The sequence below is a fragment of the Phenylobacterium sp. Root700 genome (assembly GCF_001429025.1).
GTDB lineage: Bacteria > Pseudomonadota > Alphaproteobacteria > Caulobacterales > Caulobacteraceae > Phenylobacterium.
In genome coordinates, this window is record NZ_LMHT01000035.1 from 14,047 (window position 1) to 29,804 (window position 15,758).

13 protein-coding genes are annotated in these 15,758 nt (G+C 66.7%); 9 read left to right on the forward strand and 4 right to left on the reverse strand.

Going from position 1 to position 15,758, the window contains the following annotated elements:
* Window positions 1-76: 76 nt before the first annotated feature.
* Window positions 77-889: a potassium channel family protein gene (locus ASE02_RS19745; RefSeq protein ID WP_056736641.1), complete on the forward strand. Its 813-nt coding sequence runs from the start codon at window positions 77-79 to the stop codon at window positions 887-889.
* Between the two features lie 346 nt (window positions 890-1,235).
* Window positions 1,236-2,723 (forward strand): heme peroxidase family protein, encoded by a 1,488-nt coding sequence (locus tag ASE02_RS19750; RefSeq protein ID WP_056736642.1) that lies wholly within the window; start codon window positions 1,236-1,238, stop codon window positions 2,721-2,723.
* Between the two features lie 51 nt (window positions 2,724-2,774).
* Here the strand turns inward: ASE02_RS19750 and ASE02_RS19755 are convergent, their stop codons facing one another.
* The 4 genes from ASE02_RS19755 to ASE02_RS19770 are packed head-to-tail and all read right to left on the reverse strand — an operon-like array spanning window position 2,775 to window position 5,776.
* On the reverse strand, window positions 2,775-3,101 hold the full coding sequence (locus ASE02_RS19755; protein ID WP_200957729.1) for a peptidase inhibitor I78: 327 nt from the start codon (window positions 3,099-3,101) through the stop codon (window positions 2,775-2,777).
* On the reverse strand, window positions 3,098-3,556 hold the full coding sequence (locus tag ASE02_RS19760) for a DNA polymerase III subunit chi (RefSeq protein ID WP_056736646.1): 459 nt from the start codon (window positions 3,554-3,556) through the stop codon (window positions 3,098-3,100). Before ASE02_RS19760 ends, ASE02_RS19755 begins: the two co-directional genes overlap by 4 nt.
* The gene (locus ASE02_RS19765; protein WP_056736648.1) at window positions 3,553-4,254 is read right to left on the reverse strand and encodes a hypothetical protein; all 702 of its coding nucleotides are present in this window, start codon (window positions 4,252-4,254) and stop codon (window positions 3,553-3,555) included. The genes ASE02_RS19760 and ASE02_RS19765 overlap by 4 nt, the downstream gene beginning before the upstream one ends.
* Before the next feature lie 40 nt (window positions 4,255-4,294).
* Window positions 4,295-5,776 (reverse strand): leucyl aminopeptidase, encoded by a 1,482-nt coding sequence (locus ASE02_RS19770; RefSeq protein WP_056736649.1) that lies wholly within the window; start codon window positions 5,774-5,776, stop codon window positions 4,295-4,297.
* A 186-nt stretch (window positions 5,777-5,962) separates the two neighbouring features.
* Here ASE02_RS19770 and lptF point away from each other — a divergent pair, with 186 nt between their 5' ends.
* The 7 genes from lptF to ASE02_RS19805 all read left to right on the forward strand — a co-directional run bounded on the left by lptF (window position 5,963) and on the right by ASE02_RS19805 (window position 15,757).
* Window positions 5,963-7,108 carry an LPS export ABC transporter permease LptF gene (gene lptF, locus ASE02_RS19775; RefSeq protein ID WP_056736652.1) on the forward strand — a complete coding sequence of 382 codons (1,146 nt, stop codon included), beginning with the start codon at window positions 5,963-5,965 and terminating at the stop codon, window positions 7,106-7,108.
* Complete coding sequence (gene lptG / locus ASE02_RS19780) at window positions 7,105-8,208, forward strand: LPS export ABC transporter permease LptG (protein ID WP_056736654.1); 1,104 nt, start codon at window positions 7,105-7,107, stop codon at window positions 8,206-8,208. The genes lptF and lptG overlap by 4 nt, the downstream gene beginning before the upstream one ends.
* A 60-nt stretch (window positions 8,209-8,268) precedes the next feature.
* Window positions 8,269-10,578 carry an LPS-assembly protein LptD gene (locus ASE02_RS19785; RefSeq protein WP_056736656.1) on the forward strand — a complete coding sequence of 770 codons (2,310 nt, stop codon included), beginning with the start codon at window positions 8,269-8,271 and terminating at the stop codon, window positions 10,576-10,578.
* A gap of 58 nt (window positions 10,579-10,636) precedes the next feature.
* Window positions 10,637-11,989, forward strand: coding sequence for a peptidylprolyl isomerase (locus ASE02_RS19790; RefSeq protein WP_056736658.1), 1,353 nt, complete (start codon window positions 10,637-10,639; stop codon window positions 11,987-11,989).
* Window positions 11,986-12,984: a 4-hydroxythreonine-4-phosphate dehydrogenase PdxA gene (gene pdxA / locus ASE02_RS19795; protein WP_056736660.1), complete on the forward strand. Its 999-nt coding sequence runs from the start codon at window positions 11,986-11,988 to the stop codon at window positions 12,982-12,984. The genes ASE02_RS19790 and pdxA overlap by 4 nt, the downstream gene beginning before the upstream one ends.
* A 73-nt stretch (window positions 12,985-13,057) precedes the next feature.
* Entirely contained in the window at window positions 13,058-14,911 is a 1,854-nt protein-coding gene (locus tag ASE02_RS19800; protein WP_056736662.1) for a DUF885 family protein, read from the forward strand.
* Between the two features lie 147 nt (window positions 14,912-15,058).
* Complete coding sequence (locus tag ASE02_RS19805) at window positions 15,059-15,757, forward strand: hypothetical protein (RefSeq protein ID WP_235536770.1); 699 nt, start codon at window positions 15,059-15,061, stop codon at window positions 15,755-15,757.
* The last annotated feature ends 1 nt before the right edge of the window (window position 15,758 follow it).

Sequence of the window (15,758 nt, forward strand, 5' to 3'; positions counted from 1 at the left end):
GGAGAGGTCGATCGCGACGTCGGCGGCGAAGGGGATTTCGCTCCCCACCGGGAACATCGAAATCTAAGGTGGCGCCATGTCCACCGACGCAGAGTCGCTTCCCGATCCCAGCAGACGCCGCCGCGCCCCGCGCATCAAGGCGCGGCTGCACGAACTCTATTTCGGCAATTCGGCGAAGTCGGTGCGGTTTCGCCTGACGGTGATCGCGATCGATCTGGTGATGGTCGCCTTCTTCATCGCCACCCCGCTGCTGCGCGAGACCCCGGCCTTCCTGATCATCGACTATACGATGGCGCTGATCCTGGCGGCGGACCTCGCCGCCCGCGCCTACGCTTCCGACAGGTTCGGCGAATGGCTCAAGCGGCCGGTCACCTGGATCGACATCTTCGTGTTGGTGACCCTGCTCTTCCCGTTCTGGCTCTTCAACCTGGCCTTCCTGCGGGTGCTTCGCCTGTGGACCCTGGTCCATTCGGAATTCTTCTGGCGAACCGTGGGGCGGCGCTATGACGAGACGCGCTGGGAGGATGTGACCCGGGCCGCCGCCACCCTGGTCACCTTCATCTTCGTGATGACCGGCTTCGTCTATACGAGCTTCGCCCGGACCGAGGGCATCGACGGCTATATCGACGCGCTCTATTTCACCATCGCCACCCTGACGACGACGGGGTTTGGCGACATCACCCTGCCGGGAACCTGGGGCCGGGTGATCTCGATCGTGACCATGCTGACCGGGATCACGCTGTTCGTACGCCTCGCCCAGGCGCTGTTCCGTCCCTACAAGGTGCGCTTCCCCTGCCCGACCTGCGGCTTGCAGCGGCACGATGTCGACGCCGTTCACTGCAAGGCCTGCGGCGTCCTGCTGAACATCCCCAACGACGACGAGCACTGAGCCATGCCCGACGAAGCCCGCATCATCTATCTGCTGCTGGTCCTGGTTCTGCTGGCCCCGGCGGGCATCGCGGCGATCCGGCGCATCTTCCGCAAGCGCGACAAGTAAAGCGCCAGCCGACCGGCAAGGTTTGACGCGCGCCACCTCGGCGCTCGCCGAAGTGGCGCGAGTCGTTGCACGACGATCTCCAACAACAAGCTTCACAACAGATAGAACGTCATCAACCATATACTTATGTTGCGAGCCAAACAGCCGAGAGATACCGTTGTTATGTCGATAATAGATCGACGGGCTTTAACTATAAATCGCCCGACGACATAAGAATAACAACAACGGGAGAGCGCACATGGCGCATCACGGCGTCTATCCGCACGATATTGTTCCGCCGCAGTCGAAATACTTCGACTCCGGTCGATTTGGCCGGATGTTCGGCGAGCTACCGGCCTTCTCGTCCGACACGCCAGAGACCCGAACCTCGCTGCTCGAGATCGGTAAGGCCGGCGGGATCATGGACGCCAAGGACAAGCTGTCCGAGGGGCCGGTCAAGTTGATCACCGACCCGGCCCTGTCGGCCAAGAATCCCAACAACCCGACCCTGACCGCTGGTTTCACCTTCCTTGGTCAGTTCCTCGATCACGACATGACCTTCGACCCGACCTCCAGCCTGGAGCGTCAGTCGGACCCGGAGCAGATCTCCAACTTCCGGACGCCCAGCCTGGCCCTGGACAACATCTATGGCGCCGGGCCGGGCGGCAGCCCGCACCTCTACGACCAGGTCGGGGGCCAGGGGATCAAGTTCCTGCTCGAGGAGACCGGCACGGCGGGCAAGTTCGACGTCCCGCGAAACAGCCAGAACGTCGCCCTGATCGGCGACCCGCGCAACGACGAGAATCTGATCCTCTCGCAGTTGCAGGTGGCCTTCCTGAAGTTCCACAACGCTTGCGTCGATCATGTGAAGGCCAAGTTCGGCCTCACCCAGCCGGGCGCCGTATTCGCCGAGGCCCAGCGCCTGGTGCGCTGGCATTATCAGTGGATTATCGTCCACGAATTCCTGAAGAAGACCTGCGGCCCAGCGGTCGTCGACGACGTGCTGACCAACGGGCGCAAGCACTACAAATGGCGCAACGAGCCCTACATTCCCGTCGAGTTCTCGGTGGCGGCCTATCGCTTCGGCCACAGCCAGGTCCGGCCGTCCTACCGTGCCAATTTCACCGGCAATCCCGGGGGCCAGCCCTTCTTCGGCATGATCTTCACGCCGACGCCGTCCAACCCCACCGATCCGGACGACCTCTCCGGCGGTTGCCGGGCGCCGCGCCGCTTTGTCGACTGGCCGACTTTCTTCGATTTCGGCGACGGCTCGGTACGGCCGAACAAAGCGATCGACGCCACCCTGTCGACGGCGCTGTTCAAGCTCCCAGGCTCGGTCGTGTCCAATCCGGACCCGAAGGCCAATCCCTCGTCCCTGGCTCAGCGCAATCTGCTGCGTCATCTCACCTTCTCCCTGCCCTCAGGGCAGAAGGTGGCCAAGGCCATGGGACTGACGCCGCTGCCGAAGACCGATCTAGCCGAACTGAAACCCTTCGGCTTCGACGACCGCACCCCGCTCTGGTTCTACGTCCTGCGCGAAGCGGCCGTCGTCGAGGGCGGCGAACGAATGGGTCCGGTCGGCGGCCGCATCATCACCGAGGTGTTCATCGGCCTGCTTGAGGGGGACCGCTCGTCCTACCTGGCGCAGGAGCCGGAGTGGCAGCCCAGCCTGCCGACCATCGCCCCGTCGAGACAGGGCGACGACTTCACGATCATCGACATGCTTCGCTTCGCCGGCGTCGCCTGACGTCGGGGGGCTGGAGGCGGGGTCATCCCTGCCTCCAGCCTCACCAAGGGCCTAGCCGCAGGAGACCTTTTTCACGATGCCGGTCTGGGCGTCGTAGAAGAAATTCAGCCGCCGGGCGTTGAAATCCATGGTCACCGGGCAGGTCGTGCAGGCCACCCGCTGGAGGTTCGGCAACACCGGCACCGGAATTTCGCTGCGCGGACGCCCGACGAAACGCTGGGCTTCATTGGCCCCGCACGCGTCGGCCGATTCGGATGGCGGCGGGGTCGCGGGGCGCGACGACTGGGGCGGCGGAGCTGGCGGAGGCGGAGCCGGCGGTTCGCTGGCGCAGGCCGACAGCGCGATCAGCGCCGCGCCGAACATCAGGATCTTCTTCATGCCTGCTTCTCCCATCCCCGGGCCTGCTGCCTCCAATAGGAAGCCGGATGCCCCTTCGCCTTGACGGCGCTCCATTGGCTTCGCGCCACCGCAAGCTGTGCTTCGTCGCGTCCGTCGAAGAGCACCACGCAACGGGTGTAGTCCGCAAGCTCTCCCGGATCGGCCCCGTCGATCAGGAACAGCGCGTCCGCACTGTTGGGATTCTCGAACGCCGTGGTCAGCAGGATCGGTTGGCGCGCCGCGCCGGGCTCGCTGTCCGGCGCATGCGGCAAGAAACTCTCGTCGCGATAGGCCCAGAGCCAGCCGTCCAGATGCTCGATACGTTCGGCCTGGCGGGCGCGGACGATCGCTTTCCAGCCGCGCGACAGCGTCCGCTCCAGCAACTCGGGCAACACCTCGTCCAGCCCGGAGCGTTCCAGGTGGTAGAACCAGACGTCGCAGGGTCCGTCGCTCATCCCGCCCTCAACCCCAACAGCCGCGTCAGCATCATCATGCCGTCCACGACCTCTTCTGGATGCGTGGTCATCGCCAGGTGGTGCAGGTCTCGCCGCAGGGTCGGCCAGCCCAATCGGCGGGCTTCGCCGGCCTCGCGCTCGTAGGCCTTGCTCAACCGCAGGAAACCCCAGCCGACGTTCGACGGCAACTCGATCTCGGGCGCCGCCTCCTCGAACCAGGTGAGCGGCGTCGGCGCGAGTTCAGCGATGAAGGCGTCGCGCAGCGGACCTTCCGGCGTCAGGCTGGCCAAGGCCTCCGGCGGAAACCACTGGTCCCAGGCCGGAACCATGCCGTCCACGACCTTGGCCTTCAGACTGTCGCCGAGCATATCCGACGCGGTCTCGAACCAGTTCCGACCGGGGTGGGGTGGAATGGCGTCGACATAGAGCACGGCCTGGATCTGGCCCGCGGCGGCGGCCACGACGGCGGGCGCCAGGCCTCCAGCCCCGGAATGGACCGCCAGGACGAAGGGGCCGCCCTGCCCCAGGATCTGTGCGGCCACGGCCTGACCGGCGCTCGCATAGCGCGGCGCGGTCAGGTCCCCTATCGGCGGGATCACCGGCCGCGTCGCATCGATCCCCCGCCTCGCCAGTTCGATGGCGACCGGGGTCCAGGTCGACGGGCCCGTCAGCGGGCTATGAAGCAGTACGAAGCGCATGGCCCCCTTATCCCTCCCCTCCACGGGGAGGGAAAGCGCGTCAGCCTTCGTATTTGTCCTGCACCATCCGGTTCAGCAGACGGACGCCGAAGCCCGTCGCGCCGTCGGGGCTGGTCGGCACGTTGGACGGCTTCTTCCAGGCGGTCGAAGCGATGTCCAGGTGAGCCCAAGGCACGTTGTTCACAAAGCGCTGGATGAACAGCGCCGCGGTGATCGAACCGCCCGGACGGCCGCCGGTGTTCTTCATGTCGGCGATCATCGAGTCGATGTTCTTGTCGTACTGGACCGGCAGCGGCATGCGCCACAGCGGCTCGGCCTCCGCGCCCGACGCGGCCAGCAGATTGCCCGACAGCTCGTCATTGTTGGAGAACAGGCCGGCGTAGTCGTTGCCGAGGCTGATGATGATCGCCCCGGTCAGGGTGGCCAGGTCGACCATGAACTTCGGCTTGAAGCGGTCCTGGCAGTACCAGATGGCGTCGGCCAGCACGAGGCGGCCTTCGGCGTCGGTGTTGATGATCTCGATGGTCTGGCCCGACATAGAGGTGACCACGTCGCCGGGGCGCTGGGCGTTCCCGTCCGGCATGTTCTCGACCAGGCCGAGGATCCCGATGGCGTTGACCTTGGCCTTGCGGCCGGCCAGCACGTGCATGAGACCGGCCACGGCGCCCGCGCCGCCCATGTCCCACTTCATGTCTTCCATGCCGTCGGCCGGCTTGATCGAGATGCCGCCGGTGTCGAAGCAGACGCCCTTGCCGACGAAGGCGATCGGCTGGGCCTTGGGATCGGCCGCGCCGTACCACTTCATGATCGCCAGCTGACTGTCGCGGACGCTGCCTTGGCCCACGCCCAGCAACGAGCCCATGCCCAGCTTGGCCATCTCGGCCTCGCCCAGGATCTCGACTTCCAGACCCAGGCTCTCCAACGCCTTCACACGGCGCGCGAACTCTTCCGGATAGAGGACGTTCGGCGGCTCGGAGACCAGATCGCGCGAGAAGGCCACGGCGTCGGCCAGCGCCGCCAGCGGCGCGAAGGCGGCCAGCGCGGCGTTGTCGTCGCCAGTCGCGACCTGCGTCTTGATCACCGACGGCTTCTTGTCGGCCGGTTCCTTGGTGCGGTAGCGGTCAAAGCGATAGGCGGCCAGTCGCACGCCCAGCGCCGCACGTGCGGCCTGATCGGCGTCGCCCGACGGCAAGACGATGCGCAGCGTCGTCAGGCCCGAGGTCTTCACGGCGTTGTAGGCCGAGGCCGAGGCATGCTCCACGGCGACGTCGTCGAAGGCTTCGGCCTTGCCCGCCCCGACCAGCAGGATCCGCGCGGCGTCGCCGCTGGCGCCCTGCACGTCGAGCACCTGGCCCTTGGCCCCGGTGAATCGGCCGGCCGCCACGGCGCGGCTCAGCGCCCCGCCCGTCTGCGTATCCAGCTGTCCCGCGGCGCCCGACATCACGTCGCCGTCGAAGACGATCAGGGCCAGGGCGGTTTTCCCGCCAAGCGCGGCGGTCGCCGCCACGAATTCGATCTCCATAGTCCCTCGAACTCCAGACAAGGTTGGACCCGCGCCCATTGGTTGACCGGGCTTGGTCGCATCGGCGACCACGACCTGATCAAGTTCCCCGCACCGGCGGCGGTTGTGTGACGCGGCGACGCATGATTTAGAGCAGGATCACGTTCGGGGCGCGCAAAATCCCCGAGTGAATCCTAAAAAATCTGCATGCACCTGATCGATCGCTACCTGCTCCGCCAGCTCTTGGGACCGACCGTGCTGGCCACGGCGGCGCTGACCGCTGTCGCCTTGCTGAGTCAGAGCCTTTCGGCGCTCGACATCATCGTCAGCCAACGCCAGAGCGCCTTGGTCTTCGCCAAGGTCACGCTGCTGGCGATGCCGCAGCTGCTGAACATGGTGCTGCCTATCGCGGTGTTCGTAGCCGCGCTGGTCGCGCTCAATCGTCTGCACACCGAGCAGGAGATCGTGGTCTGTTTCGCGGGCGGCATGAGCCGCTGGCGGGTGATCGCGCCGGCCCTGCGCCTGGCCGGCATGATCATGATCCTGGCCTTGGCGGTGAACCTCTGGATCCAGCCGATGGCGGCGCGCGAGATGCGCCAGACGCTGTTCAGCGTCCGCACCGATCTGGCCTCGACGCTGATACGCGAGGGCGAGTTCACCAATCCTGCCCCGGGGCTGACGGTCTACGCCCAGTCCGTGGACGCCACCGGCCTGATCCACAACCTCTTCATCCACCAGGAAAAGAGCGGCAGCTCGGCCACCACCTACACCGCCGACGAAGGCCGGCTGGAGAAGCGCGGCGACCGCCCGGTGCTGGTCATGCACAAGGGCTCGATGCAGGAGTTCAGCGAGACCGACGTGCTGAACTTCCTCACCTTCGACGACTATCCCTACGACCTGTCGCCGTTCATGAGCTCCAACGAGCTGATCCACTACAAGCCCTCGGACCGCTATCTCCACGAGCTGCTGTTCCCCGATCTCACCCAGGATTGGGAGAAGCGTAACCGCCTGAAGCTGATGGCCGAGGGCCACAGCCGCATCTCCAGCCCGCTGTACAACGTCGCCCTGATGGCCATGGCGCTGACCGCGATCATCGGTGGCGGCTTCAGCCGCATGGGCTATGGCCGCCGTATCGCGGTGATGAGCGCAATCGCCGTCGGCGTCCGCATCCTGGGCTTCGTAGTGCAGGCCGCCGCCGAGGAAGCCGCCTGGCTGAACCTCCTGCAGTACGCGGTCCCGGTCCTGGCGACCTATTTCGCGCTGCGCAGCATCTTCCGCGAGAAGGTGTCCCGCTTCATCGACATGCGGCTCAAACCGCACCGAATCAGCCGCGCCTCCGAGGCCGCCGTATGATCGGGGCCGGTAAGCTCGAGCGCTATGTCATGGGCCGGACGATGGCCAGCGTCGGCGCGGCGCTGGCGGTGATCTGCGCCGTCATCATCCTGGTCTCGTTCGTGAACCTCTCGCGGGAGGTCGCGGTCAGGGCCGATGTCGGCGTGGCCCAGCTCTTCATGCTGACCCTGCTGCAGACCCCCTCGATCGTGCTGCTGCTGCTGCCCTTCGTGTTCCTGTTCGGCGGTATCGGGGCCTATGTCGGGCTCAATCGCCGCTCGGAGCTGGTGGCCATGCGCGCCGCCGGGATCTCGGCCTGGCGGTTCATCCTGCCCTCGGCCGGCGCGGCCTTCCTGATCGGCGTGCTCACCGTGACGGTGCTTAACCCGCTCGCCGCCAGCTTCAGCGCCAAGTACGAGTCCGACCGCGCGAACCTGATGGAGAACTACCTCACCGACGCGCCGAAAGAGGTCTGGCTGCGTCAGGGCGATGACCGCACCCAGATGGTGATCCACGCCAAGCAGCGCGACACCGCCGAAGGACGCGTGCGGCTGAAGGCCGTTTCGCTGTTCGTCTATCAGAAGAACAAGCAGGGCATCCCGGAGTTCAAGCGCCGGTTGGAGGCCGCCGAGGCCCAGCTCTATCCGGGCTACTGGAAGCTCACCGACGTGCGCGAAGCCGCGGCGGGCGAAAGCTCGGTGCGCTCCGACTCGCTGTCGATCCGCTCCACCCTGGACGCCGAGTCGGCCATGGAGCGCTTCGCGGCCCCCGACTCGGTATCTTTCTGGCGGTTGCCCGACGCTATTCGGCTGACCGAACAGGCCGGTTTTTCGGCCGGCGGCTACCGCCTGCGATTCCAGCAGCTGCTGGCGACGCCGGTGCTGTTCGCGGCCATGTCGATCCTGGCGGCGGCGTTCTCGTTGCGATTGGCCCGACTTGGGGGCCTGGCGGGCCTTGCCGGGGCCGGCGTCGGCCTTGGTTTCGTCGTGTTCTTCTTCAACGAATTCTCCGGCGCCCTGGCCGACGCCGACATCATTCCGCTGTTTGCGGCGGCCTGGGCGCCGCCAGTCGTCGCGCTGCTGTCGGGACTTGCGCTGCTCTGCTACACCGAAGACGGTTGAATCGCTGGCGCAGCCGGCTATGCATCCGGCTCGAACCGCGTTGAGGGGATCCTGAACTTCATGAGTTTCGGCAGGCGTTCAGCCTCGGCCAAGCGCGGCCTGCTTGCAGGCGTCGCCCTCGTGGTCCTCGTCGGCGGGGCGCATAGCGCCCTGGCCCAGGAAACCGCGCGCGTCGCCGCGCCCTCTCCCGACGGTCTGGCCGAGGGTCAGCTCTACATGGAGGCCGATCTCGTCATCCGTGATGACAAGAACAAGGTCACCACGGCGAAGGGCGATGTTGAGGTCCGCTATCAGGGCAGGACGCTGCGCGCCAACGAGCTGGTCTATGACGAGACCAAGGGCACCATGCGCGCCCAGGGCGACACCTCGATCATCAACGCCGACGGCTCGGTCGAGTACGCCGATGAAATCGCCCTGGACGATCAGATGAAGGCCGGCGTGGCGACGGGCTTCTCGGCTCGCCTGCCGCAGAACATCAAGATGGCCGCCGCCAGCGCCGTCCATCGCAACGACAAGATCAACGAGCTCAACCGAGCGATCTACACCCCGTGCCCTATCTGCGCCCCGGACGGGACGACGCCGAAAGCGCCGACCTGGTCGATCAAGGCCGACCGCGTGGTGCAGGATAAGGATCGTCAGCTCATCTACTACCGCAACGCCGTGGTTCAGATCATGGGCGTGCCGCTGGTTTATCTGCCGGTCTTCTGGCACCCCGATCCCCAGGCCAAGCGCAAGTCGGGCCTGCTCCCGCCGGAAATTTCGGTCTCCGAGCGGCGCGGCCTGTCCTACGAACAGCCCTACCTGTTCGTGCTCTCGCCACATTCAGATTTGACGCTAAGTCCTCAAATCAACACGAAAGTTAACCCGCTTCTCAACGGACAATTCCGTAAGCGCTTCTATTCCGGCGCCGTCGACGCCCGCTTTGGCTACACCTACGACAAGGACATCGCGGCGGCGCCCGGCCAGACGATCAACGACACGACCTCGCGCAGCTACGTCCTGGCCTCCGGCGCCTTCGCGATCAATCAGGACTGGCGCTGGGGCTTCACCGCCGAGCGCACCTCCGACGACCTGCTGTTCGACAAGTACGACATTGGCGGCGTCTACGAGAACCGCGGCCCCTACGTCGCCGACGACCGGCGACTGATCAGCCAGCTCTACGCCATCCGCCAGGACCAGAAGTCCTACTTCTCGGTCGCGGCCTTCACCATTCAGGGGCTCCGCCCCGAGGACAACGACCGAACCTTCCCGATCGCCGCCCCCTTGATCGAGGCGCGCTGGGAAGCCGATCCGAAGATCATGGGTGGCCGCCTGCGCGTGCGTGGCAGCGCCATCGCCCTGACCCGTGACCAGTCGCCGGTCGGCGCGCCTCCGCTCCACCTCGACGGTCTCGACAGCCGGCGCGCCACGGGCGAGCTCGACTGGCGCACCACCTACACCAGCGCCGCCGGCATTCGGGTGTCGCCCTATATCCAGGCGCGGCTTGACGCCTATTCGGTCGACGACAACTTCGCCGGCATGGTGGGGACGGCCTCGCGGTCGGACAGCATGACCCGCGCCATGGCCGTCGCGGGAGCTGATGTCAGCTACCCATTCTTCCGTCGTTTCAAGGACTTCACGGCGATACTTGAACCTCTGGTTCAGATCGCTGCATCCCCGGACGTCAAGCAGATCGAATTGGGCCGCAACGCCATCGGCGACCTCGTCTACCTGAACGAAGATTCGATCGCCTTCGAGTTCGACGACACCAACCTGTTCCGAGCCAACAAATTCCCGGGCTACGACCTCTACGAGGACGGCCTGCGCGCCAATGTCGGGGCCCGCGCCTCGATCCTGTGGGACGACGGCCGCAGGGCCAGCCTGCTGGTCGGTCGCTCGCTGCGCACCCAAGCCAACGACGTGTTCGCCGAACAGAGCGGTCTGCGGCCCAAGGCGTCCGACTGGATCGTGGCGGCCACCGCCGAACCCGTACGCGGCCTGTCGTTCTTCACCCGCGCGCGGCTCGACGCCGACAATCTTGAAGTGGCCCGCGCCGAAATGGGCGCCAACATCTACAACAAGTGGGGCAACGGCTACGTCCGCTACCTGCGCGACCGGGCCAACCCGAACAACAACAAGGTCGAGAACCTCGATCTCGGCGGCCAGATCAACGTGACCAAGAACTGGGGCGTCACCGCCTACGGCAACCGCGATATGGTCGAGAACGCCTGGGTCATTCGTGACCTCGGAGTGTTCTATCGGGACGATTGCACCCGTATCGATTTCATCTATCGCAAGGAGGATACGCTGCGCGGCCGCCTCGGCCCGTCGGCGTCCTTCACGGTCCGCCTAACCCTCGCCACATTAGGCGAACCGATATATGCCAACTGAAAACCGCGACCGCCTGGCGGTCGCCCGCTACGGCTATACGCTAAGGAAGACCTCACCCATGAACCGCGCGCGTAAAGTCACGGGCCTCGCGGCGCGCGGCGTCGTCTTGGCCGCAGCCTTCGCCGCTGCAGCCGCGCCGCCCTATGCCTGGGCGCAGGCTCCCGCCGAGCAACCCGCCGCCGTCGCCGCGCCCGCTGCGCCCGCCGCCCCGCAGGGCCTGAGCGAGTCCGTGGCCGCCGTGGTCAACGACCAGATCATTTCGACCTACGACCTGGCCCAGCGGATGCGTCTGCTGATCGCCACCTCAGGCATCCAGCCGACCCAGCAAAACATCGCGCAATTTCAACGTGAAGCGCTGATCTCCTTGGTCGACGAGCGGCTCCAGCTCCAGGAGCTCCGCCGCCAGGAGCGCGATCAGAAGATGTCCATCGTCGCCACCGACGATGAGCTGAACGAAGAAATCGCCGACATGGCGAAGAACAACAACATGACCGCCGACCAGTTCGTGGCCTCGCTTCAGGGCCAAGGCATCGGCGTCGGCACCCTGAAGGAACAGATCCGCGCTCAGGTCAGCTGGCAACGCTGGATCCGGGGCCGCTACGGTTCGCGCCTGCGGGTCGGCGAGGATCAGGTCAAGGCCGCGCAGCAGCGCATGGAAGCCGCCGCCTCCAAGCCTCAATACCAGATCAGCGAAGTCTTCCTCGACGCCAACCGCGTCGGCGGCATGGAAACGGCGATGACCGGAGCCGCCCAGCTCATCAACCAGATGCAGCAGGGCGCGCCCTTCCCCGCCGTCGCCCGGCAGTTTTCCGCCTCGGCGACCGCGGCCAACGGCGGCGACGCCGGCTGGATCAGCAGCGGCGAAATGGCGCCTGAAGTGGACGCCGCCCTCGAGCAGATGCGCCCCGGCCAGCTGTCGCAGCCGATCCAGGTCCGTGACGGCGTCTACATCATCTATCTGCGTGAAAAGCGTTCGGGCGCCACTGCCTCGGTGGTCAACCTGAAGCAGGCCGCCCTGGCCCTGCCGCAGAACGCCACGGCCGATCAGGTCGCCGCGGCGACCGCCACCCTCAACACCCTGCGCGGCCAAGTCACCGGCTGCGGCGACCTTGAAGCCAAGGCCGCTGGCGTCACCGGCGTCGTCGCCGGCGACCTGGGCGAGGCCGAAATCAAGGACCTGTCGCCCGCCTTCCGTCAGGCCGCCGAAACCCTGCAGCCCGGCCAACTTTCCGAGCCGATCCGCACCGCCGCCGGCCTCCACGTCCTGGCCGTCTGTTCCAAACGGGCCGCCGGCGCCGAACAGGTCACGGCCGAGCAGATCGAGAGCCGCCTGTTTGGTCAACAACTCAGCATGATCGCCCGACGCTACATGCGCGACCTCAGGAACTCGGCGACGATCGAGACCAAGTGACGCCCCTCGCCCTGACCCTGGGCGATCCTGCTGGGATCGGCCCTGAAATCATCTTCAAGGCCTGGAACCAACTACGGGCGGCGGGTCCGGCCTTTGTCGTGGTCGGCGACTTTCAGGCCCTGGCCTCGGCCTCCGGCTCGGGAACGCACCTGGTTCGCCGGGTGACCACCCCCAAGCAAGGCGCCGAGGTGTTCGGCGAGGCGCTGCCGGTCATCGATATTCCGCTGCGTAGTCCTGTCGTCGCCGGCCAGCCGTCATCGGCGGCGGCTCCAGCCATCATCCGCTGGATCGAAACCGGCGTCGGCCTGGCGCTGTCGGGCGCCGTCAGCGGCCTGGTCACCGCGCCGATCGCCAAGGCTCCGCTGTACGCGGCGGGTTTCCAGTTCCCCGGTCACACCGAATTCCTGGGTGAGCTCACCGCCAGCGCCAACTACCAGGGCGCACGCGGTCCGATCATGATGCTGGCCGTCGAGGGTCTGCGCACGACCCTGGTCACCGTGCACGAGCCGCTGTCGAAGGTCGGCGCTCTGTTGTCGGTCGACAAGATCGTCAATGCCGGCGTCGTCACCGCCCAGGCGCTGCGCAGCGATTTCGGGATCGACGCCCCGCGGATCGCCGTCGCCGGCTTCAACCCGCACGCCGGGGAAGTTGGCTCGATCGGTCGCGAAGATGTCGAGATCATCGTCCCTGCGGTCGCGGCGCTGCGCGAGCTCGGGGTCGACGCCAACGGTCCGACCCCGGCCGACAGCCTGTTCCATGAATCCGCCCGCGCCAAGTTCGACGCCGTGGTCTGCATGTATCACGATCAGGCCCTGATCCCGGTCAAGATGCTGGACTTCTGGGGCGGCGTGAACCTCACGCTCGGCCTGCCGATCATTCGCACCTCGCCCGATCATGGCACCGCCTTCGACATCGCCGGGCGCGGTCTGGCCCGTCCCGACAGCCTGATCGCCGCGATCCGCATGGCCCACGAGATCGCGGCCCGCCGCATCTGAGGCGTCGCGCGCCCATCTTGCCGACTCTCGCGCGTCATGCGCTTTTGCCCCGGTCTTGAAGGGGGAGTTCCACATGCTCAATCGCCGCCACCTGCTCGCCGCGTCCGCCAGCGTCGCCGGTCTTGGCCTGCTGGGCCGCGCCCAGGCCGCCGATCGTCAGATGGTGTCGCCGGAACTCGCCCAGGCGCTGAAGATCTATGACGAGATCTTCGAGGGCATGCTCGTCGCCGATCCGCTCAACGCCACGGGCCTGGGCCTCGACAAGGGGCCGCGCGCGGCCCTCAAGTCGCGGATCGGAGACCGCTCGCCCGCCGGCCGGCTGGGATCCTTCCAGCCGCTGATCGACGCCCGCGCCAAGCTTCGCGCCATTCCTCGCAGCGGCCTGACCGGGCGCAGCGTCAATGAGCACGAGACGGTCGCCTGGTATGCCGACCGCTGCGCCGAGGCCGCGGCCTTCCCCTATGTCGGCGTCGATTCCTACGACTACCCGGTGCCCTATGTGCTGAGCCAGCTCACCGGAGCCTATCAGAAGGTTCCCGACGGGCTCGACACCAAGCACGTCATCGAGACCAAGGCTGACTGTGAGGCCTATCTCGCCCGCCTTACCGACTTCGCCAAGGCGCTGGGCGACGAGACCGCCCGCGCCAAGACCGACGCCGCCAGCGGCGTGGTCCCGCCCGACTTCATCCTCGACAAGGCGCTGGCTCAGCTCAAGGCGCTGGCGGGGCAGAAGGGCCAGACCTCGGGCCTCGCCGCCTCGCTGGGTCGGCGCGCCGCCGCCAAGGGTCTGGGGACCGACTGGGCGACCCGCGCCGCCGCCATCGTCGATGGCCCCGTGGCCGCCAGCCTGGCTCAACAGATCGCCCTGCTCACCGAACACCGCAGGACCGCCGTCCACGACGCCACCGTGTCGCGCCTGCCCCAGGGCGGCGACTTCTACGCCTACGCCCTGCGCTTCCACACCACGACCAACCTCAGCCCCGACGAGGCGCACAAGATCGGCCTGGCCCAGGTCGCCGACCTGACCGCCCGACTTGATCCGCTGCTGAAGGCGCAAGGCCTCACCCAAGGTTCGGTCGGCGCGCGCCTCACCGCCTTCGCCAAGGATCCGGCCCAGCTCTATCCGAACACCGACGCTGGCCGCCAAGAGCTGCTGGCCGAGCTCAATCATCAGATGGCCGCGGTGAAAGCCGCCGCGCCCCGCGTCTTCAACACCATCCCCAAGTCCGGCATGGAGATCCGCCGCGTCCCGCCCGCGATCGAACTGGGCGCACCGCGCGGCTACGCCGAGAGCGGCTCGCTGGACGGAACCCGGCCCGGCACGTTCTACATCAATCTTCGTGACACCGCCGACTGGGCCAAGTGGGCGCTGCCCACCCTCACCTACCACGAGGCGGTTCCGGGCCATCTCTTCCACGGCGCGCTGGTCCTGGAGGCGGGCGCCTCGCCCATGCTGTTCAAGAACATCGGCTTCACGGCCTATGGCGAAGGCTGGGGGCTCTATGCCGAGCAACTCGGCGACGAACTTGGCATGTACGACGCCTATCCGGCCGGGAAGATCGGCTACCTGCAGTCCTTCCTCTACCGCGCCGCCCGCATCGTGCTGGACACCGGCATGCACGCCCAGGGCTGGAGCCGCGAGAAGGCCGTGGCCTACATGCTCGACACCGTCGGCCTGCCGAAGGGCGCGGCCGAGAACGAGATCGACCGCTACGTCGTCTGGCCGGGCCAGGCCTGCGGCTACAAGATCGGCCACACCGAAATCGACCGCCTGCGCACCAAGGCCCGCACAGCCCTGGGACCGAAGTTCGATCTCAAGGGCTTCCACGACGTGGTCCTGCTCGGCGGCTCCATGCCCTTGGCGGTCCTCGAACAGGTCGTCGACGAATGGACGGCGTCGCGTCGAAGCTGGTTCAACGCGCCGTAGACCGGCTTGGTCGAACAACCGGCGTCCCGACATTGGCTACGCCTCGCCCTTGAGATAACATCGTCATTCGAGTTGACGAGGGGCGAGGCCATGGTTGCTGCGACACTGGATACGGTGAGGAGCCGAACGCGCTGGTTCTATGTTGGCATGTCCTTCGCCTTTGTCCTGATCGCGTTTGGGGGCTTCATCCCGACCTATTGGGCGAAGCTGGCCACCGGGTCCTTCACCGGCGCGCCGATCCTTCACATCCATGGGACGCTGTTCTTCACCTGGACGCTGTTTTTCTTAGTGCAGACCACCCTGGTGGCCACCGGCCGCGTGCTCGATCATCGGGCCTGGGGCATGGCGGGGATCGCGTTGGCCACCGCCATGGGCTTCACCGTCGTCCTGGCGGCGATCAACTCGATCAAGGCGGCTGAAGCCATCGGCATGGCCGACCAGGCCCGCCGTTTCTCCATCGTCTCCCTCAGCGCCCTGGTGGTGTTCGCCGGATTCTTCGCCACCGCCATCGCCCAGAACCGGCGCCCCGAGCTCCACAAGCGGCTGATGATCCTGGCGATGCTGCCGCTGATGCAGGCCGCCATGGCCCGGCTGTTCGCCACTGCCCTGACCCCGCCGGGCGTGATCGGCCCGCCGCCGGTGTTCCTCTCGGTCCCGCCCGGCCTGACCGTCGACCTGTTGCTGGTCGCCGCCATCATCTACGACTGGCGGACCCGTGGCCGGCCGCACCCGGTCTATCTGGTCGGCGGAGTGATCCTGCTCTGCCAACAGATCCTCGTCGTCCCGATCAGCGCCACCCCGGCCTGGATGTCCGTGGCCCACGCCGTGGAGTCGCTGACCGGCTGAG

Excerpts from the sequence above, each read along its gene's own strand:
- ASE02_RS19765 (WP_056736648.1), bottom strand. The coding sequence starts at position 4,254 with ATGCGCTTCGTACTGCTTCATAGCCCGCTGACGGGCCCGTCGACCTGG.
- ASE02_RS19770 (WP_056736649.1), bottom strand. The coding sequence starts at position 5,776 with ATGGAGATCGAATTCGTGGCGGCGACCGCCGCGCTTGGCGGGAAAACC.
- ASE02_RS19790 (WP_056736658.1), top strand. The coding sequence starts at position 10,637 with ATGAACCGCGCGCGTAAAGTCACGGGCCTCGCGGCGCGCGGCGTCGTC.
- ASE02_RS19800 (WP_056736662.1), top strand. The coding sequence starts at position 13,058 with ATGCTCAATCGCCGCCACCTGCTCGCCGCGTCCGCCAGCGTCGCCGGT.
- ASE02_RS19755 (WP_200957729.1), bottom strand. The coding sequence starts at position 3,101 with ATGAAGAAGATCCTGATGTTCGGCGCGGCGCTGATCGCGCTGTCGGCC.
- ASE02_RS19785 (WP_056736656.1), top strand. The coding sequence starts at position 8,269 with ATGAGTTTCGGCAGGCGTTCAGCCTCGGCCAAGCGCGGCCTGCTTGCA.
- ASE02_RS19760 (WP_056736646.1), bottom strand. The coding sequence starts at position 3,556 with ATGAGCGACGGACCCTGCGACGTCTGGTTCTACCACCTGGAACGCTCC.
- ASE02_RS19805 (WP_235536770.1), top strand. The coding sequence starts at position 15,059 with ATGTCCTTCGCCTTTGTCCTGATCGCGTTTGGGGGCTTCATCCCGACC.
- lptG (WP_056736654.1), top strand. The coding sequence starts at position 7,105 with ATGATCGGGGCCGGTAAGCTCGAGCGCTATGTCATGGGCCGGACGATG.
- ASE02_RS19750 (WP_056736642.1), top strand. The coding sequence starts at position 1,236 with ATGGCGCATCACGGCGTCTATCCGCACGATATTGTTCCGCCGCAGTCG.
- ASE02_RS19745 (WP_056736641.1), top strand. The coding sequence starts at position 77 with ATGTCCACCGACGCAGAGTCGCTTCCCGATCCCAGCAGACGCCGCCGC.
- lptF (WP_056736652.1), top strand. The coding sequence starts at position 5,963 with ATGCACCTGATCGATCGCTACCTGCTCCGCCAGCTCTTGGGACCGACC.